The sequence below is a fragment of the Vibrio aestuarianus genome (genome assembly GCF_028858425.1).
GTDB classification, from domain to species: Bacteria; Pseudomonadota; Gammaproteobacteria; order Enterobacterales; family Vibrionaceae; genus Vibrio; species Vibrio aestuarianus.
The window spans coordinates 1,831,344-1,856,292 of sequence record NZ_JAKNYQ010000001.1 but is presented as its reverse complement, the minus strand read 5'-3'; the positions used below and the strand labels follow the sequence as shown (position 1 = coordinate 1,856,292).

Genomic DNA, 24,949 nt, shown 5'->3' with positions numbered 1-24,949 from the left:
ACTGATTTATTAGCTATTGCTGCGAGAGTTTAAAAACTCAGCGTAAGTACCTTTGAAGTCAGTGATCTTATTGTCACGAATTTCAATGATACGGGTTGCTAATGAATCTACAAACACGCGGTCATGTGAAACGAAGAACAGTGTGCCTTTGTAAATTTCTAATGCATTGTTCAATGATTCAATTGACTCCATATCCATGTGGTTGGTTGGTTCATCCATCAACAACATGTTTGGTTTATGCATCATGATTTTACCAAGTAGCATACGCCCTTGCTCACCACCAGAAATCACTTTGACTGATTTCTTGATATCATCTTGACCGAAGAGCATACGGCCAAGGAAGCTGCGAATCACTTGTTCATCATCACCTTCTTGACGCCATTGACTCATCCAATCAAATAAGTTCATGTCTTCAGCGAAATCATGCGCATGATCTTGAGCATAATAACCAATGTTAGAGTTTTCTGACCATTTGTATGAACCAGAGCGTGGTTCAATGACACCGGCTAATGTGTTCAACAACGTTGTTTTACCCACGCCGTTTTCACCGATAATCGCTACACGCTCACCCACTTCAAAAATAGCGCTGTAGTTACTGAACAGGTCATCTTCAAAACCTTGAGTTAGGTTTTCAATTTCCAATGCGTTACGGAACAACTCTTTAGACTGCTCGAAACGAATGAATGGGTTTTGACGACTTGACGCTTTCACTTCATCTAATTGGATTTTATCGATCTGCTTAGCACGAGAAGTGGCTTGTTTTGCTTTCGATGCGTTTGCAGAGAAACGCGCGACGAACGTTTGAAGCTCAGCGATCTGTGCTTTCTTCTTCGCATTGTCCGACAACAGACGCTCACGCGCTTGTGATGCCGCTGTCATGTATTCGTCGTAGTTACCTGGATAAACACGTAGCTCGCCGTAATCTAAGTCAGCCATATGAGTACATACGCTGTTGAGGAAGTGACGGTCGTGCGAGATGATGATCATGGTGCAGTTACGCTGGTTCAAGGTATCTTCTAGCCAGCGAATAGTATCCATATCCAAGTTGTTGGTTGGTTCGTCAAGTAGCATGATATGCGGGTCAGCAAATAGAACCTGTGCCAATAGCACACGCAGTTTCCAACCTGGAGCCACTTCGCTCATCAAACCAAAATGCTGTTCAACAGGAATACCTACAGCAAGCAACAATTCGCCCGCTTTAGACTCGGCCATGTAGCCGTCCATTTCAGCGAATTCGGTCTCAAGGTCAGCAACCTTCATGCCGTCTTCTTCGCTCATTTCAGGAAGAGAATAGATACGGTCACGCTCTTGCTTTACTTTCCACAATTCTTTATGACCCATAATAACGGTGTCAATAACAGTGAATTCTTCGTAAGCAAACTGGTCCTGATTCAGTTTCGCTACGCGTTCATTCGGATCGTAGCTAACATTACCACTCGAAGGCTCAAGCTCTCCGCTTAGAATCTTCATAAATGTTGACTTACCACAACCGTTAGCGCCAATCAGGCCATAGCGATTACCTTCGCCAAACTTAACGGAAATGTTTTCAAACAGTGGCTTAGCGCCAAATTGTTGAGTGATATTTGCGGTGGAGATCAAAACCAGTACCTTAATAAATGTGAATTGTGTAAAAAACTGCGCAACGTTACTTGTTCAAGCTCTGAACTGCAAGCGATGTTTTTGTTTGCAAAACAGCCTGCCAATGATATGGAGCCTGATCATTGTACGGCACTTCATAAGTGAGACAACGATAAACTTCTGGTTGTGTTATAAGGCTTAACACTGTTTTTATTACTAAGTTCCTATTTTTCTTCAATATATCGGCTAAACTTTTATTCGATATATTCATTACTGATAAGTGATTCTATGCGTTTTCTATTACGCTTTTTATTTTTAGCTGTGGTTGTTTTTGCTCAATCTGCACAGGCAGAATGGGAGTATGATTTCCAAGCGACAACATCAAAGGCCAATTATACCGCTAATCAGCTTGCTAGCGAAGTTAGCCAACTTCCAGAACCACTCTTTATGTCGGGTGATGAGCGAGCGAGAGTGCAGCATTTGTTGTCGCAGGTACTTGCTGAGCAAGGCAAGCAAATTCAGATCTTTGAATCTCAGCTTCACCAGTATCGGCAAGGTAATCGTGATGTCGTCTGGTCAGCAATTGAATCAAGCTATTTAACCTTGAATAGTCTCAGTTTAAGCAAGCAACGGTTGTTACAACTGACAAGTGATACGACACGTGAACAACTGACTGGTTTTGGGCCATATGGCGTTAAGCAGGTGAAGCAGGAATGGCAGCTAACGCAATTGAATGCCGAATACTTGTTGTATTTTCAGTTGCGTAGTTTTAAATCATTGCTCAGCGATCTTCTTATCTCTCCTATCCCCGTCATTTGGGCAACACTTAAAGTGTTCTTCTTTTATTTGGTCTTGACTTGGTGGCTGACAAACAGTCGACGTCTTATCTCCACCTTTCACCAAACTCAGATCAAAAACCGTGATAATCCAGCACTGTGGATACGTATTATTTGGTATTTAAGCCGAGCAAATCAAGCGTTGGCCTGGTTGATTACAATTACGTTATCGCTACAGGTTTTATCACAGATACCAAGCTTACAGCATTTAATTGTCCTCGAAATTTTCACGTGGTGGATCTTGGGTGGTTCAATTGCAGTCAGTTTCATTTTGGAATTTGTGTCCCGTAGTTCACGCTCAGCGAACAAAGAAGTGACCGCGCTACGTTTATCCACCATTCGCCGTTATGTTTGGAGTACGATAATCGCGGGTGTTATTTTGCAGATCTCAATGCGAACCCTAGGCAAAGGTACTATTTATTACTGGATAAACAGCGCACTATTTTTCTGGTTTGTACTGGTGACCATTTCGGTATTACAACTGTGGCGAGAAAAAGTGTTTACTGAAGCGAGTAAGTTAAATGAACGCCCGCTTCTTGTGGCATGGGCTATCAGCAAAAAAGACAGTTATGTGTTACGAATCGTTGCTACAGCGATTACCGCTATTTGGCTCTTATTACATACCCTAAAGCACAAACTCATTTCCGCCCTATCCGAATATACTTTTTTTAGCCAAGCGCTCGCTTATTTGTTTCGCATCGAGGTTGCAAAACAAACCGGTAATGCCAATGGTAGTCAGAACTTGGTTCGAATTAAAGGTGAAGAAAATTTTAATTACGTTCTTCCTGGGTCTATCGACAGTGAGTTAATTGACTACGCGGGCGATGAAATCAAGCAGCTTTCTAAGTATCTAATGACCGATAGTCCTGCGGTTTGCGTTGTCTCCGGTGAACGTGGTGTGGGCACGACAACGTTGCTTTATACTCTTCTGCATCGAGTCAAAAATGCAGAGCCAATCTACCTAAGTTGCCCTTACTCAGGTTTTAATGAATTGCTCTCATTACTGGCTCTCAACTTAGGGTTAGAAGAAGACGCAAGTGAAATTCAAGTCTTGGCATATCTACGAAAAAGTGAGGTTACTTATTTCATTGCTGTTGATAATGCACAACGTTTAGTGAAACCGATGGTCGGGGGGCTTTCTGGTTTAATCCGCCTAACAAACTTGCTTCGCCGCTCTAAAAAAAATCATCGAGTGGTGATGGCTATCGCCAAAGCGAGTTGGCGCTTTGTGGATAGAGCCAGAGGGGAGCGATTGTTATTTGATTGGGTTAGTTTCTTACCACGTTGGAACGAAAAGCAAATTCAGCAATTATTGGATAGCCGTATCAATCGAGATATAGAGACGCCAATCAGTTTTGAAGGATTGGTGGTTCCTAAGCAATGGGATCAAGAAGAAATAACCGAAGAAGAACGTGCAAAACAAGGATTCTATCGAATTTTGTGGCATTACTCCGATGGCAACCCTACCGTGGCGCTGCGTTTTTTCCGTCTATCATTGAATCGCAATAAAGAAACCGATCAAGTAGTGGTTCGTCTTTTTCACGCTCCAGAATCTCAAGAATTGGAGAAAATGCCCAAACCGATGCTGGCGGTACTCCGGTCTATCGTGCAGCTTGAAATTGCCTCACCAGAAGAACTATCTGAATGTACTCAGTTGAGTATTTCAGAAGTCATTGGGACTCTCCGTTACTTTCAAAGCCGTGGGTTTATCGAATGGAATGAGGACAAAGCAAGGATCTCAGACCACTGGTTCCGCCACATTACCAATGTGCTCGACCGTCAACATCTGCTGGTGAAATAAAATAATGGTTAATGTACTGATGAAAAAAGTAATAATTATTGGAGCTAGCCTGTTGTTTGCTGCTCCATGTTTTGCCACTGAAGAGATGGCAAATGCAGAACATATACAACAGTTCGCCAGTTTAATTCGTTGGAGTGGTGTCTTCTTCTCACTGCTGGTCATCGCATCGACTTGGTTACTGCTTAAGTTTATGAATTCGATGGTAGAAAGTATTGGCCGCCAATTTGTGCAATACCGAATGTTACTGCAAAAGCTTCAGTCATTTTTGCAGTTTTTTATCTACATGACGGCCGGTTTAGTTGTGTTTATGATGAGTTTTCGTATTAATGATCAAATACTTGCATTAATAGGTGGTACGCTTGCCGTTTCTGTGGGCTTTGCGCTGAAAGACTTAGCCGCATCATTCATTGCCGGACTAACGGTTATGATCGACCGCCCATTTCAGGTGGGTGACCGTGTCACATTTGAAGGGAATTATGGTGATATCATCACCATCGGTTTACGTTCTGTTAGGATGCGAACTCTTTCTGACGACATCATCACGATTCCCAACAACAAATTCTTAAATGAAGTCACCGTCAGTGGTAACTATGGCGCTCTCGATATGCAGGTGGTGATCCCATTTTATGTTGGAATGGATGAAGACATTGTCATGGCGCGAGACTTAATCCAAGAAGCTGCATCATCGAGCCGTTATATCCACTTACCCAAGCCCGTAACCGTGTTAGTCAAACAGACAATCACTGATAACTACTTAGCCATACAATTAACTTGTAAGGCTTACGTGGTCGATACCGCTTATGAAAAGCTTTTCGAAACGGACATTACCCTGCGTGTGATGAAAGAGTTTAAAAAGCATGGCATTAAGCCGCCAAAAATTGCGGTGTACGCCAGTTAATTTCTCCTTTATTCCATTATATAAAACCCTAAACGCCTCCTTAATCAGAGGCGTTTTTTCAACTGACTTGAGTAACAAATAAATCGCTTTCCATCTTCCGTGGTAAGTAGACACTAAATACACTACCAGATCCCAATACTGAACGGACTTCAATATGCCCTCCCGTTTGGCTAAGAAGGCTTTGAGATACGGAAAGTCCTAAGCCAGTACCATCACGCTTGGTGGTATAAAAAGGGTCAAAAATTCGTTTGATATTTTCAGGTTTAATGCCACAACCTTGGTCTTGAATATGGATGATAGCACCGATACTTTCTTCATTTTTGTACCAGTCTTCACTGTTAATCGTTAAACAGCCGCAGCCATTCATTGCATGGATACCATTCATCATCAGGTTGACTAAAATTTGCAGAAGTTGATGCCGATTCACTTCAACCGATGAATGTGCTTTTAAATCAACATTAAACTCAATATCACGCTTATTGGTTCCGGTTTTAACTAGCGTAATACTTTCTTCAATAATCGGGTTGATGTGTTGCCACGTCACCTGATCTTGAATGCCGCCTTGCCGACTGTATTGCAGTAGACTACGAGTAATGTTTCGTATCCGATCTATTTGCAGCATGATCGCATCGAGCTCTTCTTCGACACGCTGTGTGTCGTCACCAAGTTCGAATTTTATCAATTCGGTATTGCCCAAAATCACAGCAGTTGGGTTATTGATCTCATGTGCAATTCCAGCAGTTAACTCACCTAATGAAGCAAGTTTTTCGTTGATGATGAGTTTATCTCGTGTTTGATTAAGCAATTTAATGTGGTGCTCCAATTGCTCGGTTTTTTCACGCAAGCTCAATGTTCGCTCATTCACCTTCTCTTCCAATTCAAACGCAGCTTGGCGTATTTCTTCATTTTGCTGTTGCAGAAGATCAAGCATGTTGTCGAATTGCTTAGCTAACTGTGTGAGCTCATGTTGGTCATCAAACCCAAGCTCTCCAATACGTTGGTTTTTACCCAAACGTACCAGCTTAACTACTTTATGGATCTGCTCTATTGGTCGGAATAAATCTCGTGAGCCTTTGTAAACAAACCACGTTGATAGAATCAGTAGCAGAACCGTTGTAACACCAATTTCAACGATGTTGGTTAAGTAGGCTTCCACAAACGGCCACATTAAATAACCGGTATAAAGCATACCAATAACATTATCATACTGATCTTTGATCGGTTGATAGGCAGTGATATACCAAGCGTCATAAACATACGCACGACCAACCCACTCTTGGCCTTCTCCCAAAACCCTTTGCTTCACATCCGAAGAAACGCGAGTGCCAATCGCCCTGCCCGCGTGTTGAACACTATCTAACGGAACATTGGTACTTACACGCAACTCATCTAAGAAAACAGTCAGGGTGCCCAAAGGCCTTAAACTATCGAGCTTGCTTGGATAAATCAGATCGCGGATTTGATCGACTAATACCGTGCTGTTATTTAGCAATAAGCCACCATCTAAAAATCCGATAATGTCATTGTGTTGATTTTTAATCGGTATTACGGTGCGACTGACCAACCCACGAGTTTCTATTTGCTTGTCATTGAGGATGGGGGTTTGAGCCCGTTTTGCGAGGTCATTACCCAGTTGTTTTAGCTCTTGTTCCGTTAATACATCAAAAAAGGATTCTTGCTTGGTCAGATCAAGGTAGCGGAATTTTTTCTCTAGAGTATCGACACTTTCGTAACGCAAAAAGTCGAGCGAATAACGTTTCTTTTGTTCGCTGACCCACTGATTTAGCTGTTGATATTGTTTAGGATCTCTCACTCGGATGCGGAAATCATAGGACTCAGAAAATGCCTTAACGTAATTGGCTTGTTTTTGCTGTAATAGCCCAATACTGTTTTCAGCCACACCTAAACGTTCAGAGACATCAACCAGTGCACTTTGCCAAGTATAGTGAATCGACCAATAAATACTGATAGTGATCAGAGCAAATAACGTAAAGAAAATGGGCGCCGACGATAAAATCAATAACCGATAACGCACCATGGTTTTAAAACGAAAACGCCATTTTTTCAACCAATGAATATTAATTGGCATCGGCATTTTCCCCACTTTCCCATTCTTTAAACTTACGTTCCAAGGTTTTTCTTGCGACACCCAAATCACGAGCAGCAGCGGACTTATTCCCTTCGTAGCGTTGCACTAATTGTTGAATGTGTGCTTTTTCTACCTCTTTTAATGTCCAATCACACGGGTAACCTTGATAGGTATGTTCTTGATGTGAACTTGTGTCCAAAGTTGATTGGGCAGTCACTGATGGTAATGTCACTATGGATTGTTCCGCCTCACTGAATTCTTCTATTTTAGATAAGGCTTGCGACTCCGTTATTCCATGCATCTCTCGCCAGTAATGGGCAGGTGGTTTACCGAGTAAGATACAACGTTCAATGAGGTTTTTCAGTTCGCGAATATTACCTGGCCAGTCATAGTCTTGAATTGCTGACGTATCTTCATGAGCCCATTTAGGGTCTTGCACACCAAGCTCTGCTGTAAGCATACGAGTGAAAAATGGAACCAATTCTTTGAGATCCGCTTTGCGCTCTCTCAGTGGACTAACTTCAATTTTTAATACATTGAGGCGATAGTAAAGATCGCTGCGGAAGTTGCCACTTGCGACTTCTTTTTGTAAATTTCGGTTGGTTGCAGCGACGACTCGGACATCAATATGAATCTCTTTTTCAGAACCGACGGGGCGAATGGATCGCTGCTCTAATACCCTCAAAAGTGAGGATTGCATGGTAAGTGGCATCTCGCCTATTTCATCAAGAAACAGCGTCCCACCATTAGCGACACGAAACAATCCTTCTCGGTTTTTTTTAGCGCCAGTAAAGGCTCCAGAAGTATGGCCAAACAACTCACTTTCTAACAACTCTGGAGCAATTGCACCACAATTTACGGCCACAAATGGACCTTGACGACCACTGGCTTGATGAACGCCACGAGCCACCAATTCTTTGCCGGTCCCCGATTCTCCTTCAATCAAAACGGATGCTCGTGATGGCGCAAATTGCACAATTAGTTGTTTAAGTTGCTGAGTTTTGTATGAACCACCAATAATTTCGGAGGTACAGTGATGTTTGAAATTGTGTTGCAGTGCGTACTGCATGCGTTCATTTAAACGCTTATCCATGCAACGTTGCACAGCTTGCAGCATTTGACTCAAATTAAACGGTTTTAGGATAAAATCTGAGGCCCCTAATTTTAAGGCACTGATTGCGGTTTCTAAATCGGCGTAGCCAGTCATAAAAATAACGTCAGCGCGTTTATCTGGGTCTTCAAATGCTTCTTTCCATTCAATACCAGAACGTCCTGGCAAATTAATATCCAACACAATCAAATCATAGTGATTAGCACAACGAAGCTCCTCTGCCTCTTCAATACTTCCAGTGCAATCAACTTTTGAAAACCATTTGCCAAGTGCTTTTTTGAGTACGGCTTGCATTCCAACTTCATCATCAACCACGAGGACAGAAAATGCTTGGTATTGCAATGCTGAATGAGTGTCGATGCTGTGGGTCATAAGCTTCTCTTTTGATGTTGTGCCAGATTTTAATGATGGGACAGAGTGTACCAACTAACCACACGTTGAGTGGGTGTATGATGGGACATTTTGTCCAAGTTTCTGAGGGTTGTCACTTAATTTACTGATATGAGACAAAATTATCCGTAAAACCTTTATAATTTCTGGCACCTTGTTTGCTATGTAACATTGATACGCAATATTCAGTTATTAGCTTTACCCTCTTTATCAATGGATATAACAAATGAAAAAAACGGCTTTTACTATCGCAACCGCATCTTTGGTTTTAATCAGCTATTCAGCATCAAGTGCCGAAGATAATTCTCGAATCCGACTGGCTACTACAACCAGCACTTATCACTCAGGACTGCTTGATTATTTACTGCCTCAATTTGAAAAAGAGTCTGGTTATAAAGTCGACGTGATTGCGACTGGTACGGGTAAAGCGTTGAAGATGGGTGAAAATGGTGACGTAGATTTAGTCATGACACATGCACCGAATGCAGAAGCAACTTTTGTTGAAAAGGGCTATGGTGTGTTGCCGCGCAAACTGATGTACAACGATTTTGTGGTTGTTGGTCCTAAATCAGATCCAGCGCAGATTACACAACAGAAAGCATTGACGGAAGTGTTTAAAAAAATCGCCAACACAGGGGTTACGTTTATTTCACGTGGTGATGATTCTGGAACACATAAAAAAGAACTGGGCATTTGGGCACAGGCCAACATTGAGCCTAATTTCGGTGGTTATCGCTCCGTTGGGCAAGGTATGGGACCTACGTTGAATATGGCTTCGGAAATGCAAGCTTATACATTAAGCGATCGTGGCACATGGCTCGCCTACACCAATAAATTAGACTTAAAGATTTTATTCCAAGGGGATAAAAACCTGTTTAACCCCTATCAAGTTATTCTTATTAACCCCGAGCGTTACCCAAGTACCAATTATCAAGGTGCTAAAGCGTTCAGTGATTGGTTGGTTAACCCAAAAGGTCAAGCGTTGATCAATGCGTTTAAATTAAATGATCAGCAACTCTTTGTTGCTAATGCAAACGAGTAACAAACGCAATGAGCCTTTGGCAAACAACGTTAGATGCACTTGCTTTATTGGCGAGCTTTGATAATCAGCTGTGGGAGATCGTTGCGGTCTCCTTTAGTGTTTCTCTCACTTCAATTTCATTAGTTTTATTGCCTGCAGTTTTGCTCTCTTTTACTCTGGCTTACTGTGATTTTATTGGGAAATGGGTACTGCTTTCGCTTATTAATACTCTACAAGCGATACCTACAGTCGTGATTGGTTTGCTGCTTTATATGTTGCTTTCACGTTCTGGACCATTAGGTGATTGGCAGATGCTATTTACCCAAAAGGCGATGATTTTAGGACAAATGCTGGTTTGTTTTCCCATATTGGTGTCGATGATGCATGGTGCTTTACAAGCCAGTGATCGTCGCGTCGTAGAAACAGCAATGACTCTGGGAGCATCGTTGCCGCGCATTGCCGCAACGGTGATCTGGGAAACCCGTTTTCCACTGCTTGCTGCAACCATCGCTGGCTTTTCACGAGTTGTGACTGAAGTTGGCTGTTCGATGATGGTCGGTGGCAATATTATGGGGCTTACGCGCAACATCCCCACCGCTATCGCGTTAGAAAGCAATAAAGGTGCATTTGCGCAAGGCGTTGCATTAGGAATGGTGTTACTCTCATTGGCCTTAATTCTAAATTTCATGCTATCGAGTATGCGTGGTAAAGGTTACATGAGAACGTAAGGAAAGCTATGACGGTTAATATCACAGCACAACAACTCTCAATGCGTTTTAAAGATCGTGTTCTTTTTCATATCCCTACGTTATCAATAGGCCCAAACGATGCCATTTATTTAAAAGGCGATAACGGTGTAGGTAAAACAACACTACTGAAAATTTTATCGGGTCTTCTCAAACCGACTACCGGCTATTTAAATAATCCGTCATCACGTTGGTATCAATATTTTGGCTTTAGGCAGGCTCAGAAGGATGTCATTTACCTTCATCAATCCCCTTACCTATTTGATGGCACTGTTTTTCAAAATGTTGTTTATGGCATTCGTTACCAGTCAATATCAGCTAAACACAAACGTGCTGAAGTCATCACCGCCTTACGTATGGTTGGGTTAGAAACGTTAGCAGATGAGCATATCTCCGTGCTCTCTGGCGGTGAAAAACAGCGTGTTGCAATGGCAAGAGCTTGGATTTTAAAACCTTCTATTCTATTGATGGATGAGCCAAGTGCCTCATTGGATCAAGAATCTATTGAAAGATTGGTTATAATGGCCAAGGATTTACTTAAAAGAGGGGCAAGTTTGGTGATCACTAGCCATCAAACCAATGCACTTACCAACCTTTGTCATAAGCAGTGGTGGATCAAAGAAACAACCCTTATTGAATCCCCATTACTGCATCTTATTAAAGAAGATACTCAAGAGAGCGTGTATGTTACTTCCCACTCAAACTAGTTGGGTTATTTTAGCGGGTGGACAAGCTAGCCGTATGGGCGGGCAAGACAAGGGGTTAATTGAACTCAATAATAAACCCTTAGTTAAACATGTTATTGATAAACTAACCCCACAGACCAATACCATTATTATCAATGCTAATCGTAACCAAGAACGATACCGCGACTTCGCGCCGGTGATCTCCGATACTTTCGCTGATTACCCAGGCCCTTTGGGTGGCATTCATGCTGGTTTAAGCCATGCCAAAAGTGATTGGGTTGGTTTTGTTCCTTGCGATAGCCCATTAATTAATGATGATCTTGTAGCTCGGTTTTGTAACGCAGTGCAAGAAACTAGCGATATATTAGTTGCGCACGACGGTGATTATCAGCAGCCAGTTTTTACTCTTTTTCATAAGCGTGTATTGCCAAGACTGAGTGCCTTTTTGCAACGCGGTGATCGCAAAATTATTTTGTTGTATAACGAATGCAACACACATTATGTAGATTTCAGTGATTCACCCAACTGTTTTTTGAACTTAAACACCCCTCAAGAATTAGCTCAATTTGGAACGCTTCAATCATGACTACTGAGAAATTTTCAATTCCTCTGCTTGGCTTTGCGGCCTACTCTGGCACTGGTAAAACCACTTTGCTTGAAGCACTACTTCCAAAGCTTACCAAGTCAGGGTTAAAGCTTGGCGTATTAAAACATGCTCACCACAATTTTGATGTTGATAAACCGGGTAAAGACAGTTACCGCTTGCGTAAGGCTGGTGCATCACAGATGTTGGTGGCTTCTCGCTATCGACATGTAATGATGACCGAAACTGTAGACGCTGAAGCTGAGTTTGAATACTTGCTCTCTCGTTTTGATTGCAATCAATTAGATGTCATTTTGGTTGAGGGATGCAAAAACATTGCGTTTCCAAAGATTGAATTACACCGTGCTGAAGTCGGCAAGCCATGGCTTTACCCAAATGATGATAACATTATCGCGATTGCTGCCGATGAGATGGTCACTAGTTCACTGCCACAGATGGACATTAATGATCTTGATGCTATCGCACACTTTGTCATCAACTATATCCAGCGTTTTAATCGTGCAAAAGTGAAAATGGAAGCCGCTTGTTGTGATGTGCTTTCTCCTGCATTTTTGTCTGTTACTCAAGGGCAAGAAAAAATCTTGTCATTAGTCAATGTTCTTAATGATAAAGAGCAAGTTGCTATTTCATCAACATACAACCGTGTACTAAGCACGACTATTTCCTCCCCAATTAATGTCCCGCAATACACTAATTCAGCAATGGATGGCTATGCGATACGTGGTGATGATTTACAAAAATACAGTTATCAGGTTGTTGCTGAAGTGATGGCTGGGCATGCTTATGAACTGCCGTTGGAAAAAGGACAAGCGGTAAAAATCATGACTGGAGCCCCAACGCCCCTGCATGCAGATACCGTAGTAATGCGAGAGCAAGCTCAACTCAATGGTGACATTGTCACCTTTTCTGGTGCGCAAATTAAACAAGGACAAAATGTGCGTCAAGCTGGTGAAGATTTGGCACAAGGTCAAAACGTCTTTAGCTGCGGACAACGTATCACATCACCAGAGATGGGTATGATAGCCTCTCTAGGGTTTGACACTTGCTCGGTTTATCGCAAGCTTAAAGTGGCGTTATTCTCTACCGGTGATGAAGTTCAAGCTCCAGGAACTATTCAGGCTGTAAACACAATTTATGATTCTAATCGTTTCACGTTGATCGGCCTACTCAAGCAGCTTGGTTGTGAGGTCATTGATCTTGGCATTATTGAAGATAATGAAACGTTAATGATCGATGCATTAAATGAAGCAGCTTTACATGCGGATTTGATTCTTACTTCTGGTGGTGTATCGGTTGGCGATGCTGATTTTATTAAATCAGCATTAGAAAAAGTAGGTTCGATTGATTTTTGGCGTATCAATATGCGCCCTGGTCGGCCATTAGCGTTTGGGCATATAAGCCAAAAACCATTTTTTGGTTTACCGGGTAACCCTGTCGCTGTAATGGTTTCATTCATCAATTTCGTTGAACCTGCGATTCGCAAGATGCAGGGTGAAATCAATTGGCAGCCCTTGAAAGTCAACGCCATTGCTGCTGAACCTATTCGATCACGGCAGGGCCGCACAGAGTTTAGTCGAGGTATTTATTTGTTCAATGAACGTGGGCAGCTAGAAGTGAAAACGACAGGTAAACAAGGTTCGGGCATTCTACGCTCAATGAGTGAGGCGAACTGTTTAATTGAAGTTTCTCCTGCTATTGATACTGTAAAAGTCGGCGAAAGCGTGACAATCATCCCACTTCAAGGCAGAATCTAGCCCCATTACTTATGGGCTACTACCGTGACGGTTTTAGCACCCGATAAGACACAATTTTAAAAGGCTGATGCACAAATATCGGCCTTATTTCTTTTTCCCTACAGGGAATGCTGATTTTAGAGAGATAACCATGGCTCGTACCATTTTGTACACCTATAAAAATGAAGATAAGACGCTGACGTTTTCTTATGAAAAACACCACAATATTCATGAGGCTGTCGCTGAAGCTGAAGGAATAGATATTACTGAGTTTTTGAAAATGGAACAGCAATTAGAAGCTATTTCAGATACGAAAGCAGTGCGTAACTACCGTGACAACCATTTTAGAAAGCTTGGGTTTAGCAAACTGACATTACAACAAAAAGAAAATGTAGGCGTTGGTAAGAAAGGTTCAAAATAACCAATACAGCCAATCGTTGTAAAAACTAACAGTACTTATAAAAACAAAGGGCCTGCGTCATGCAAGCCCTTTATCGTTGATATTGACTATTTGATATTCAAAAATGCAGCGCCACGTACACCACCAGAATCACCATGTTTTGCTTTGATGATTTTTGGGCATTTCGCAACGGAAAGTAGGTGTTTCGGCACACGTTTCGGCATTTCTTGATAGATAAGATCGAAATTTGATAAACCGCCACCTAGGGCAACTACGTGAGGGTCGTTGGCAGTGAATAGATTTGCAAAACAGATAGCGAGCAATTCCATGAAACGCTCAACATGCTCAGTCGCTTTGCTTTCACCTTGTGCATTGGCGTTAATGATGTCGATCGCTTTCTTTTGCTCACCGTAGTAGTGCTCATAAAGAAGTTCGAAACCACGACCTGATAAATAACTGTCCAAACAACCTTTTTTTCCACAGCCACAACCTAGCATTGGTGCATTGTCACCAAGGTGGAGCCATGCATCTAAAGGAAGACGCATATGACCAAACTCGCCAGCTACATGGTTACGGCCAGAAAAAACTTGGCCTTGATAAACCAAACCACCACCAAAACCAGTACCGAGGATAAGCCCCATCACGGAAGGTTCATCTTTGAGTTCTTCATCCCAAGCTTCTGAAAGTGCAAAACAGTTCGCATCATTTTCAATTTTGACGCTACGGCCAATTTTTGCTTCGAGATCAGCACGAAGTGGCTTACCTTTTGCGGCCGGTACATTTACAGTCAGAACGGTTGCATCATCAGCATCTTCCATACCCGGAAGACCTAAACCAATTTTACCTTCAACACCAAACTGAGCATCATACTTATTCACTAGCCCAGCAATGGTGTCGACCAACATATTGTAATCATCCGTTGGGGTTGGTACACGTTCTGTTGCAACACGTTCTAAATTCTCATTAAATGCACCAAATTCAATTTTAGTGCCGCCGACATCAAAGCCGTAGTACATGTAATCTCTCCTAAAATTCACTCGAATCGATGAGCGATAAAATAAATCTTTTGGCATTATCCACAGAGCTACGCCTACGTTCCGTGACATAGTGCGAATTTATCTGGTTCACGAGTCTGTTTGGATAATATCGCAGCACTTAAACGATCAACTTTAGAGTGATCTCTCGCTTTTAGTCTGCTCGATGAAATGTTTCAACATCGGTTTACTAAAATCACGTTTTAAACGAGTTTTGCTTAATAAATAGCTTTCTCTAAACACTTCAAACCATTGCGTAAGCATTGTTGACGCCTGCTCTTCCCCCACTCCACTTAACACCAAAGAGGCTACTTCTGCAGTTGATAAGTGTTGATCATTTTCTGATTTTCTCATCATATATTGCGATACGGTTTGTGGAGAAATAGACATTACGGGCAAGGTATCGAGATAAGGCGATTTACGAAACATACGCCTTGCTTCGCGCCAGCTACCATCAAGGAAAATAAGTAATGGTTTACGCTTGTCGCCCACTTTCGGTAGTTCAAGTAACATTCGTTCTCTATTTTCGACATACTCTTCTGGAAATATCACAATAGGCTGATAACTAGGATCTTGTAAGAGTACGAGCATTTGAGCGTCTGGTTCTGTGCGATTCCACTGATAAACGTAAGTCTCTTTCACTACATCTGCAATTAAACGTCCAGTATTACTAGGTTTAAACACCTCATTTTCAGACACCAATAAAAGAACAGCTACATTGCTTTCAATATCGGGTTGGTACGGGCATAAGCAGTGTTCAGTGGCAATCTGACAATATGGGCAACGTTCCACTTTTGCTCCACGTGCTTGAAATGGTTTGGTCGATAAAGCGATACGGTGTTGATAGAGGTGATTAAAAGCGTGAATTCTCATAAAACCAATGTTTAAACTGGAAAGTGGTTGCGATTGTACTTACAGTAAAGCCAGATTCCTAGCACAGAAAGAGAACCATGAATCATAACCCTGAATTGATCCGCTTAAGCTTCTTTATTGCTGTATTTGTCTTGTGTGCGTGCTGGGAATGGCTAATGCCGCGCAAGGTTTTGACTCAAAATAAGATCAATCGTTGGCTGAATAATTTAGGGTTGATTGGGTTAAATAGCCTGTGTCTCTCGTTGCTGATGCCGATCCTCGCTTTTGAAGCGGCAAGTTGGGCTGAGATGCAACATATAGGTTTGTTTAATTGGTTAACCTTGCCTACCAGTATTGAGATTATTATTGCCGTCATTGTGCTTGATTTTGTTATTTATGCGCAGCATGTGTTTTTCCACTTTGTTCCTTGGTTGTGGCGCCTACACCGTATGCACCATGCAGATCAAGACATTGATGTGACGACGGGAACTCGCTTCCACCCCATCGAAATTGTTTTATCTTTATGGATAAAAATAGCGAGCGTGCTGATCTTGGGTATCGATCCGTTGGCTGTATTGATATTCGAAATATTATTGAATGCTAGCGCGATGTTTAACCATAGTAATGCGAAATTGAATTTGAAATTAGACCATCAGCTACGATGGTTTATTGTCACTCCAGATATGCATCGCGTTCATCATTCAGTGATTGCACGGGAAACGCATTCCAATTTTGGTTTTTTCTTGTCATGGTGGGATCGCCTGTTTGATACTTACCGAGCTCAACCGGAATTAGGGCATGATGAGGTAAAGATTGGTATTCCGCTGTTCAGACAAACGCGTGAGCAATGGTTGGATAAAATGCTGACCCAACCATTTCGGGAAAAATAACTAAAAGCGATATTTATGCAGCATGGCTTGTTGATCACCTGCGATTGCAGCGACCTGTTTTGAGCTTTCAACCATTGCCTCTAACTGCAATTTGGTCTGTCCACCTTGCGCTGAAACCTGAGTGATAGAGCGACTAACATCTGCTGTCGCTCGTTCTTGCTCTTCAGTGGCAACACTAATTTGTTCAACTCTGTCGCGAATATGCTCAACGGCTTTCTCGATCTGTTCGAAGGTTGTCTTTACCTCATCACTAGAGTGCAACGCATTGGTCATTTCTTGACGAGACTCATAGACTGCTTGGCGAGAGCGCTCTGCTGCTGCTGTGAGTTCATTCATCATGCTACGGATATTGGTGGTCTGTTGTGATGTATCACTTGCTAATTTTCGTACTTCATCAGCCACGACAGCAAAGCCTCGTCCTTGTTCTCCTGCCCTTGCCGCTTCTATTGCGGCATTGAGGGCTAACAAATTCGTGCTATCCGCAATACCGCTGATCATATCCACCATTTCACGTATTTGCTTCACTCGACTGTCCAATTCAAGCATCGCGACTTCATTTAGGTGTAAGGTATTTTCAAGTGACTCTAAACGGCCTCTATTTTGTTCAATAACATCAACACCTTGTGATGAATACTTGCTCGCCGACACCGATTCTTCATACGATTCATTAGTCACCATAGCAATATTACGAATAGCAGACTCTAGCTCCGTCACAGTGGTAACCATGTTCACTAGCGAGTCATTTTGCAATACCATATTAATATTTGATTTATCAGCAGCATCGTGACTGGTTTCGGCATTTTGGTATAGGATTTCGCAGTTGCGGGTAACGGTTGATATTGATTCGTTTGTCGACGCGATCACTTGGTTTAATTTTACAGCGACTTCTTTACACTCATTAGGGCCGATCAACATTGTTGGTTGAGAGAAATCGTGCTGTGTTAATAACGATAACCTTACCATTAAGTTATCCAGTCCTTTTTTCAACCAATGACGTAATCCTAACCAAGATAGCAGTACCAAAACAGTTAGCACTATACCACCAATATATTGCACTCTCTCAACTCGATACATCGCATCATGAACCACATTTTCGCTTTGCTTTATTAACCCACTTGCCGCATTTGAAATAGCATTCAACTGTACTATTGTCTCTTTTGCTATCTGGGCGGCTTGGTTCATTTCTAAACGCTGTAACTTCCCTTGTTCGACCTTTTTTAGGATTTTCTGCAAGATTCCGCCATCCGTGAAACCCGCTTTAACCATGTCGTATGGTGCTGTTAAACTTGTATATTCCATCACCTCTGGATGCCATTCTTTAAAATCATCAAATGCCAAATCTATGCTTGCCATTCGGTTTCTAACCTCTTTATAGTGCTTGTATGCAAGTTGAGGGTCTCGTTGCATCATCATCAATAGAAATGTGCTTTCCATTGAGCTGGCACTCGCAATAAATCGGTTTGCGGCATCCATAGATTCTGGGTTTTCCATCGATAAAAACGAACTAATACGGTTCATTTCAGGTCCGATAGAGCTCAGCCCATATCGAAATACGCGAGCCGCAGCTTCAATCGATTGTTGCTGTTCAAGCTGGTCAGCTTGTGCTGCCAGAATTGACTTAATCAGTGTTTGAAAGTTGATATTTTTAGTTTGCAGTTGCTCTTTTTGTTGCGGTGTAATCGTGGTGCCAAAATGAGAAGATATCGAGAAAAGTTGTTCGATAAGTACTTGTGTTTTCAAGCTCAGTTGGTTTAGTTGAGTGTTGACTGATTTTAATTCGAGTTGATTTTCAGTACGAATACCATCACCAAGGTATTGCACTTGTTCTAAGATATTTTGTGTCAGGCTTGCATTGTTTAATGCTAAAGGTAAAGTTTGTTCAGCTAAGTTAGAAAATTGCAGGCCTACCTTTTCCATACTTTTTAAACTCAACACTGCCAATAATATAACAAGCAGGATGATAGCAATAAAAATAGCACTAATGGTTTGCATGAATGAAAGCGAGCGAAGCTGTTTGTTTGGCAAAGAATTCATAATAAATACGACTAAATAATTAAGTAGGCAAATAAGACTCAAACCATGGTATGAAGGGAGTATTTCAGAAATGTTTCACTTGAATTTCAGTAAGATGACAAATGCTTAAATGCAGCTCATTATGTGACTTGTTGCTGGTATTTATTCTTGCAGGCTGTAGCAATGTGCCAACGTCACCTCAAACAAACGCTACTACTGTGACGGTGCAAGAAGTTAAGTCGATCATCAATAATTCCGAAGATGAGCTCGGTTTGGTATTTCAAAGTTGGCAAGGAGTGCCTTATCAACTTGGGGGAAATTCAAAAACGGGGGTTGATTGTTCTGCATTCGTTCAAATTGCGTTTAGAGATGTGTGGCAAATCCCATTACCAAGAACGACTCATTCACAAAGCCAAACGGGACGTCAGGTTAAATACAACAGCGCACAACGAGGAGACTTGGTATTTTTTAAAACATCAAGAACCACTAACCATGTTGGGGTTTACTTAGGTAATAAGAAATTTATGCATGCTTCGACATCCAAAGGCGTAATGATATCGAGGATTGATAACCCATATTGGGCATCTAAATTTTGGCAGTTTAGGCGGATAATGAGTCCGCCTAACGTCAATTAATCGTACTTCGCTACAGCAGAATCAAACAGGTTTTTCACCAATGCGATATATTCATCCAAGAAAATAATCTGTTCGTTAGTTGCAGGTTTATTCCAAACGCCGGCCAACACTTCACCCAGATCTTCAACGACTGAATCCGCTTCTTTTAATAGCTGAAAACGAACACTTGAATGCATGTCTGGGTTTTGTTCAAAAATAGCCATGATGTTACTGGCTACCATATCGGTTACCACATCTTCCACACTCTCTGAGCCAATATCCCCACCAGATGTAAATACATCCATATTAAAAGAGAGGTGCTCAATCAAAGCCAAATAGCCATCGGTTTCTACAACCACTTTAATTCTCCGCTTTACCGCTTTACCGCTTAATTGCCAGTAATCACTGTACCTTAAACAATACTAAGCCATGTCAGCTCTTTTTCACAGATTTGATAGTTTAATGGTGCGATTTTTCATCAATTTATTGATAAATATCTAGTATCAACAATATCTCAAACTTAAATATCGTTGATAAAAATGGGAAATGTAGTCCTTTAAGGAATGTTTTTTGGTGTTTATTGCTCTTGAGCCTTAATGTTCCGTCACAAAATCAACAATATTCTTGCACTAAATCACATTTATGAGCATTTATGTATCTTGATGCCTAAAGTGATGAAATTTGTGCCATGGAGGTCTGAAATATTTGTAAGCATAGCCTAAACTACGAATTATTAAGTAAATAAAACAGAGGTCATTATGTGGCAAAGGCTCACCCAGCAATTATCCGACACGCTAATGTTTCAATTCGACCTAGTTGAAAAAACCAAAATCAGTGGTGGTGACATTAACGACTGCTACATGATTAGCGATGGTGAACAGCGTTACTTCGTGAAAACGAATACCCGCGATTTTTTACCCAAGTTTGAGATAGAAGGTGAAAATCTTCGTACACTCCGTGAAACTTCAACGGTATCGTTACCTGAACTGGTAATGATCGGAACCAGTAAAAACCATGCTTTTATTGTCTTAAATTATCTGCCAACTAAGCCTCTTGATGATGCCAATAATAGTTACCAGTTTGGTGTACAGCTTGCAAAATTACACCAATGGGGTGAGCAAAAAGAGTATGGCTTTGATAGTGATAATTATATTGGTACTACGTTACAACCGAATCAGTGGCATAAAAAATGGCATCGCTTTTTTGCCGAGCAGCGCATAGGTTGGCAGTTACAGCTACTACGTGAAAAAGGAATTGAACTGGTTAATATCAGCGAGTTTTTAGATGTAATCCAAACACGATTAGCTAATCATAACCCTCGCCCTTCTCTACTTCATGGGGATCTTTGGCACGGCAATGTTGCTAACTCTGTCACTGGCCCGATTTGTTATGACCCCGCTTGTTACTGGGGAGATAGAGAATGTGATATTGCAATGACTCAGCTATTCGAAGGGTTTCAACCAGAGTTTTACCAAGGCTATGAAAGTGTTTTACCACTGAGTTTAGATTACGAAGAACGTAAAGCGATCTACAATCTTTATCATATTCTTAATCACTACAATCAGTTTGGGGGTCATTATCTTGCTGAAGCGGAAAGCCTCATCAAGGAAATACTCTCTTATTAAATATGAAAATCATATAGGTAAACATCGTTAAAGAGGCGATATAAATGAATGCGGGGCTGTTTTATGGATGAACTCAAACTTTACACTTAATTTGCCGCTTTAAGTAACTTCGGAGGCTAGTATTAGGATATCTCAATGATGTAAGGATAGAGATATGCAGAATTATACAGAAAGACAAGTTACGTGCCCGCATTGTGGTCACTCAATTCGAATTACGTTAGATGCTTCTAATGGCAGTCAAAATTTCTACGATGATTGTCCAGCATGTTGTCATGCTATTCATCTCAACATGATGGTTGATGAACGTTTAGATACCATAGAATTGTTTATCGACGCAGATGACGAACAGATTTTTTGAATCAGATAGAGCGCCTAAATGGGCGCTCTATCTGATTTTGAATTATCGATTTTGGCTCGCCAACACGCGTTCTACAGTGTCAACTATTGCTTGTGTTTGAGGATCAAATTCAACATTGATTTTGTCACCGACTTTTCTCATACCAAACAGTGTGCGCTGCAGAGTTTCTGGAATTAAATGTACGCTAAATTGATTGTCTTTCACTTCACCGATAGTAAGAGAGCATCCATCTAGACCGATGTAACCTTTAGCTAGCACGTATTTCATAGATGCTTGAGGTAATGAGAACCAGATGGTGCGGTTATTCGGTGTATCAATCACCTCTGAGATTTCCGCCATTAAAGCAATATGCCCTGACATATTATGGCCACCGATTTCATCACCAAATTTGGCAGCTCGTTCAATATTGACATGAGAGCCAACCTTTAGCTCTCCCAAGTTGGTTAACGCAAGCGTCGCTTGCATTAAATCGAACCATACTTGCTCTCCCTCAACTTTAGTGACGGTTAAGCAACATCCATTGTGAGCAACTGACGCCCCTACCGCTAAATCTTGATTAAGTGGTACTTTTAGCTCAATAACGTGAGTTTGAAACGACTCTTTTTTCTCGATGGCAGCGATTTTTGCCATTCCTTGCACGATACCTGTAAACATTTTGTCATTCCGGCAGTTTTTCATGGAGCTTAGTGTGACATTTCTTTATCATCCTTCCCAGTGCGACTTGTCACTTATTTTTTGCACCATTTTTACTCATCCTTCCTCTGGAGAATTCTGTGCATCGTTACAAACTAGAAGCTTCAAACCTAATAAAATTGGCATCACCTGTACTTGTCGCCTCTATCGCTCAAACGGGAATGGGCTTTGTTGATACGGTGATGGCTGGCGGCGTCAGCGCAATTGATATGGCCGCAGTATCAATTGCAGCCAGTATTTGGCTACCTTCGATTTTATTTGGTGTTGGGCTACTAATGGCATTAGTTCCTGTCGTAGCACAATTAAATGGCTCCGGTCGCCAAAAGAAAATACCTTTCGAAATTCAGCAAGGTGCAGCGCTAGCACTTTTTGTTTCTATTCCGATCATTGGAGTGCTGTTTCAAACCCAATGGATTCTTAAATTGATGGACGTTGAACCGTTAATGGCGGAAAAAACCAATGGTTATATGTATGCGGTGATGTTCGCGGTTCCTTCTTATCTTTTATTTCAAACATTACGCAGTTTTACTGATGGAATGTCGCTAACCAAACCAGCGATGGTTATCGGCTTTATCGGTTTGTTGGTTAATATCCCTTTGAACTGGATTTTTGTATACGGTAAGTTTGGGATTCCAGAAATGGGCGGTGTCGGCTGTGGAGTTGCTACTGCGATTGTCTATTGGATTATGTTTTTCATGTTGCTGTTTTATGTAATAACTTCCAAACGAATCGCACACATTAATATTTTTGGAGAATTTCATAAGCCGCAATGGAAAGCACAAATCCGACTGTTTAAACTTGGTTTCCCGGTTGCAGCAGCAATTTTCTTTGAAGTGACACTGTTCGCTGTTGTTGCTCTTTTGGTTGCACCATTAGGGTCATTAGTGGTAGCCGCCCACCAAGTTGCACTCAATTTTTCCTCCTTGATTTTTATGCTACCAATGAGTATTGGTGCAGCGGTGAGTATTCGCGTTGGGCATAAATTAGGAGAGAAAGATATTGAAGGAGCAACTATTGCTTCACGTGTAGGGTTATTGGTTGGGCTTTCTACCGCCTTCATTACCGCCACATTAACCGTTATTTTCCGTGAACAAGTTGCCCTACTTTATACAGAGAATAGTGCGGTGGTCGCGATGGCTATGCAATTGCTATTGTTTGCAGCGATTTATCAATGTACTGATGCCATTCAAGTTGTCGCTGCCGGAGCATTGCGTGGTTATAAAGATATGACGGCTATCTTTAATAGAACTTTTATCGCCTACTGGTTGATCGGTTTACCGACAGGTTATGTGCTCGCAATGACAGATATGGTTGTTGAGCCGATGGGTGCAAGCGGTTTTTGGATTGGGTTTATTGTCGGCTTGTCTTCCGCCGCGTTAATGCTTGGTATTCGTTTACATTGGATGCATAAACAAGAAGACCATATCCAATTGGATTTCGCCTCCAAATAAACGATTAAAGCCAGACTTGATGTCTGGCTTTTTAGTATTAGATCGTTGGCCTTTCTCTGAGATAACGAGCAAACCGAGGCTTTCCTTCTGCCGTTAGCCCATTAAAGCGAAACGTGATTGTGGAACCTATCTTCGGTGGATTTTTCCTGACCTCATCAGAAAAGCCACTGCCAATATAAAATTCAACCCCGTTATCTAACTTTACCAATACTGAGCCCATTAGTCCTTCGTATTTTCCTTGCCCTAATTTGTAACCAATGACCATGGCTTCGGAGTCTTGATGCTTTTTGAGTTTAAGCATGTCATTGCTGCGACCGGCCTGATAACGAGCATTGATTTTGCGCAACATCACTCCCTCACCTTTTTCGTCATTTACGCTATTCAAATATCCAAGTAATTCGGCTTCTGATGCTATCGGTGTATGCTCAATATATTTGACGTGCTTGCTATTGGTTTTTGACACTAAATCAACAATATTGAAATAGCGTTTTTGATAGTCCCCTGTCGCTTCTGGCATATCAAACAACATTAAATTAATCCTCATCCAAGCTTCATCATTCGGAGTGGTGTCTAATACGGTTTGTTGCACGTGATAAAAATGCCCTCGGCCAGCCCATAACTCACCTTCTATTGCGTAATTTGGCAAAGGATCGGTAAACCATGTCGGTGCATAAATTCGCTTGCCACTTCGAGTCTGTAAGTCATGCCCATTCCAAATGGCGCGAATACCATCAAGCTTTTCGCTTTTCCAATACTCATCAATATTGATGCCATGCTGATAATTATTAGCAGCAGTGACCTGAATAAAAGCCAAAGAACCGTCAGTAGCAATAGCATGTTGAGCGCTGAACATGGCGATGGATAGGCAAGAAAGACGGAATAACATCTCGATGTGATCCGGTTAATGAATAGTGGCTGAATAATGTCGGTCAACATATAGGAGAGAAAGAGCACAACGGAAATAGTGCGAGAAGTCTCATAGACATTAGCGGTAAAGAGGATTATTTATTACAAATTATACTGACAGAGATCTATTTCTAGTTTCTATTCCCCCCTATCAAAATGAAAAAAAATGATTTCTCATTTTGAGAATCATCAATAAGCCATCCATATTGCATTGAATTATAAGGAAATAATTTATGGCACATTATCTGCTCTATTAGATTACAACTACTGAGGAGATACCGTCATGGAACTACGTAAAATTGAAACAAATAACATCCAACTTACTCTACATATTGAAGGCAATTTAGATGCCGATGGCTGCCGTCATGTGCAATCTCATATCGATGAAGTGATTTCCCAAGATACATATCAAGAGATCGAAATTGATTTTAGCAACGTTCAGTTTCTCGATTCATCAGGTGTTGGAGCGTTAGTTTATCTCTACAAACGTCTTGTGGAACGCGAGCGCAACATGCGAATTGAAAACGTACGTGGGCAGCCATTAGAGATTATGAACTTACTTCGTATTGGTCATGCTATTCCCGTTAACTCTCGCTCTCATTAATACTATAGCTATATTA

Annotated in this window: 22 protein-coding genes and 2 pseudogenes; 14 read left to right on the top strand and 10 right to left on the bottom strand. The window is 41.5% G+C overall.

The window, feature by feature from the left end; all coding sequences use genetic code 11:
- Positions 1–9: 9 nt before the first annotated feature.
- Positions 10–1,599, bottom strand: a complete 1,590-nt coding sequence (locus tag MCT08_RS08620; RefSeq protein WP_053311520.1) for an ABC-F family ATPase — start codon at positions 1,597–1,599, stop codon at positions 10–12.
- Between the two features lie 267 nt (positions 1,600–1,866).
- Here MCT08_RS08620 and MCT08_RS08615 point away from each other — a divergent pair, with 267 nt between their 5' ends.
- Positions 1,867–4,215, top strand: coding sequence for an AAA family ATPase (locus tag MCT08_RS08615; protein ID WP_274678254.1), 2,349 nt, complete (start codon positions 1,867–1,869; stop codon positions 4,213–4,215).
- 19 nt (positions 4,216–4,234) lie between these two features.
- The gene (locus MCT08_RS08610) at positions 4,235–5,113 is read left to right on the top strand and encodes a mechanosensitive ion channel family protein (RefSeq protein WP_171980528.1); all 879 of its coding nucleotides are present in this window, start codon (positions 4,235–4,237) and stop codon (positions 5,111–5,113) included.
- 58 nt (positions 5,114–5,171) lie between these two features.
- Here the strand turns inward: MCT08_RS08610 and MCT08_RS08605 are convergent, their stop codons facing one another.
- The 3 genes and pseudogenes from MCT08_RS08605 to MCT08_RS08600 form a co-directional block, all read right to left on the bottom strand.
- Entirely contained in the window at positions 5,172–7,202 is a 2,031-nt protein-coding gene (locus tag MCT08_RS08605) for a sensor histidine kinase (protein WP_274678253.1), read from the bottom strand.
- Positions 7,192–7,410 (bottom strand): annotated as a pseudogene (locus MCT08_RS18680) (helix-turn-helix domain-containing protein); the annotation flags it as partial. The gene MCT08_RS08605 and the pseudogene MCT08_RS18680, both read right to left, overlap by 11 nt.
- An 83-nt stretch (positions 7,411–7,493) precedes the next feature.
- A pseudogene (locus MCT08_RS08600) lies at positions 7,494–8,685 on the bottom strand (sigma-54-dependent transcriptional regulator); the annotation flags it as partial.
- A 244-nt stretch (positions 8,686–8,929) separates the two neighbouring features.
- Between MCT08_RS08600 and MCT08_RS08595 the strand changes: the two are divergent.
- The 6 genes from MCT08_RS08595 to MCT08_RS08570 all read left to right on the top strand — a co-directional run bounded on the left by MCT08_RS08595 (position 8,930) and on the right by MCT08_RS08570 (position 13,914).
- A complete protein-coding gene (locus MCT08_RS08595) occupies positions 8,930–9,745 on the top strand; it encodes an ABC transporter substrate-binding protein (protein ID WP_274678251.1) in 816 nt (271 codons plus the stop codon).
- 8 nt (positions 9,746–9,753) lie between these two features.
- Positions 9,754–10,452, top strand: a complete 699-nt coding sequence (locus tag MCT08_RS08590) for an ABC transporter permease (protein ID WP_274678250.1) — start codon at positions 9,754–9,756, stop codon at positions 10,450–10,452.
- An 8-nt stretch (positions 10,453–10,460) separates the two neighbouring features.
- Positions 10,461–11,177: an energy-coupling factor ABC transporter ATP-binding protein gene (locus tag MCT08_RS08585; protein WP_274678249.1), complete on the top strand. Its 717-nt coding sequence runs from the start codon at positions 10,461–10,463 to the stop codon at positions 11,175–11,177.
- Entirely contained in the window at positions 11,155–11,742 is a 588-nt protein-coding gene (gene mobA / locus MCT08_RS08580) for a molybdenum cofactor guanylyltransferase MobA (RefSeq protein WP_168522171.1), read from the top strand. Before MCT08_RS08585 ends, mobA begins: the two co-directional genes overlap by 23 nt.
- Entirely contained in the window at positions 11,739–13,514 is a 1,776-nt protein-coding gene (locus tag MCT08_RS08575; protein WP_274678248.1) for a bifunctional molybdopterin-guanine dinucleotide biosynthesis adaptor protein MobB/molybdopterin molybdotransferase MoeA, read from the top strand. The genes mobA and MCT08_RS08575 overlap by 4 nt, the downstream gene beginning before the upstream one ends.
- 130 nt (positions 13,515–13,644) lie before the next feature.
- Complete coding sequence (locus MCT08_RS08570; RefSeq protein ID WP_053311511.1) at positions 13,645–13,914, top strand: DUF2960 domain-containing protein; 270 nt, start codon at positions 13,645–13,647, stop codon at positions 13,912–13,914.
- An 86-nt stretch (positions 13,915–14,000) separates the two neighbouring features.
- Here MCT08_RS08570 and nagK read toward each other — a convergent pair whose 3' ends face one another.
- Together nagK and MCT08_RS08560 are read right to left on the bottom strand one after the other, a co-directional pair.
- On the bottom strand, positions 14,001–14,909 hold the full coding sequence (gene nagK, locus MCT08_RS08565) for an N-acetylglucosamine kinase (protein WP_053311510.1): 909 nt from the start codon (positions 14,907–14,909) through the stop codon (positions 14,001–14,003).
- Between the two features lie 153 nt (positions 14,910–15,062).
- Positions 15,063–15,800, bottom strand: coding sequence for a tRNA-uridine aminocarboxypropyltransferase (locus MCT08_RS08560; RefSeq protein ID WP_053311509.1), 738 nt, complete (start codon positions 15,798–15,800; stop codon positions 15,063–15,065).
- A gap of 77 nt (positions 15,801–15,877) precedes the next feature.
- On the opposite strand from MCT08_RS08560, the gene MCT08_RS08555 reads away from it, so the two are divergent.
- Positions 15,878–16,669, top strand: a complete 792-nt coding sequence (locus tag MCT08_RS08555) for a sterol desaturase family protein (protein WP_053311508.1) — start codon at positions 15,878–15,880, stop codon at positions 16,667–16,669.
- Here MCT08_RS08555 and MCT08_RS08550 read toward each other — a convergent pair whose 3' ends face one another.
- The gene (locus MCT08_RS08550) at positions 16,670–18,703 is read right to left on the bottom strand and encodes a methyl-accepting chemotaxis protein (RefSeq protein WP_274678247.1); all 2,034 of its coding nucleotides are present in this window, start codon (positions 18,701–18,703) and stop codon (positions 16,670–16,672) included.
- Between the two features lie 101 nt (positions 18,704–18,804).
- Here MCT08_RS08550 and MCT08_RS08545 point away from each other — a divergent pair, with 101 nt between their 5' ends.
- Positions 18,805–19,317: an NlpC/P60 family protein gene (locus MCT08_RS08545; protein WP_274678246.1), complete on the top strand. Its 513-nt coding sequence runs from the start codon at positions 18,805–18,807 to the stop codon at positions 19,315–19,317.
- Here MCT08_RS08545 and MCT08_RS08540 read toward each other — a convergent pair.
- Positions 19,314–19,655: a DUF3802 family protein gene (locus MCT08_RS08540; protein WP_053311505.1), complete on the bottom strand. Its 342-nt coding sequence runs from the start codon at positions 19,653–19,655 to the stop codon at positions 19,314–19,316. The genes MCT08_RS08545 and MCT08_RS08540 overlap by 4 nt on opposite strands.
- Before the next feature lie 399 nt (positions 19,656–20,054).
- Here MCT08_RS08540 and MCT08_RS08535 point away from each other — a divergent pair, with 399 nt between their 5' ends.
- Both MCT08_RS08535 and MCT08_RS08530 read left to right on the top strand, forming a co-directional pair.
- Positions 20,055–20,921, top strand: coding sequence for a fructosamine kinase family protein (locus MCT08_RS08535; protein ID WP_261926841.1), 867 nt, complete (start codon positions 20,055–20,057; stop codon positions 20,919–20,921).
- A gap of 154 nt (positions 20,922–21,075) precedes the next feature.
- On the top strand, positions 21,076–21,279 hold the full coding sequence (locus tag MCT08_RS08530) for a CPXCG motif-containing cysteine-rich protein (RefSeq protein WP_053311503.1): 204 nt from the start codon (positions 21,076–21,078) through the stop codon (positions 21,277–21,279).
- A 42-nt stretch (positions 21,280–21,321) separates the two neighbouring features.
- Here the strand turns inward: MCT08_RS08530 and MCT08_RS08525 are convergent, their stop codons facing one another.
- Positions 21,322–21,933 carry a riboflavin synthase subunit alpha gene (locus MCT08_RS08525; protein WP_274678245.1) on the bottom strand — a complete coding sequence of 204 codons (612 nt, stop codon included), beginning with the start codon at positions 21,931–21,933 and terminating at the stop codon, positions 21,322–21,324.
- 119 nt (positions 21,934–22,052) lie between these two features.
- Here MCT08_RS08525 and MCT08_RS08520 point away from each other — a divergent pair, with 119 nt between their 5' ends.
- Positions 22,053–23,423: an MATE family efflux transporter gene (locus MCT08_RS08520; protein ID WP_053311501.1), complete on the top strand. Its 1,371-nt coding sequence runs from the start codon at positions 22,053–22,055 to the stop codon at positions 23,421–23,423.
- Positions 23,424–23,460: 37 nt separating this feature from the next.
- Here the strand turns inward: MCT08_RS08520 and MCT08_RS08515 are convergent, their stop codons facing one another.
- Positions 23,461–24,309 (bottom strand): DNA ligase, encoded by an 849-nt coding sequence (locus MCT08_RS08515; protein WP_274678244.1) that lies wholly within the window; start codon positions 24,307–24,309, stop codon positions 23,461–23,463.
- A gap of 303 nt (positions 24,310–24,612) precedes the next feature.
- On the opposite strand from MCT08_RS08515, the gene MCT08_RS08510 reads away from it, so the two are divergent.
- Entirely contained in the window at positions 24,613–24,933 is a 321-nt protein-coding gene (locus tag MCT08_RS08510; protein WP_053311499.1) for an STAS domain-containing protein, read from the top strand.
- The last annotated feature ends 16 nt before the right edge of the window (positions 24,934–24,949 follow it).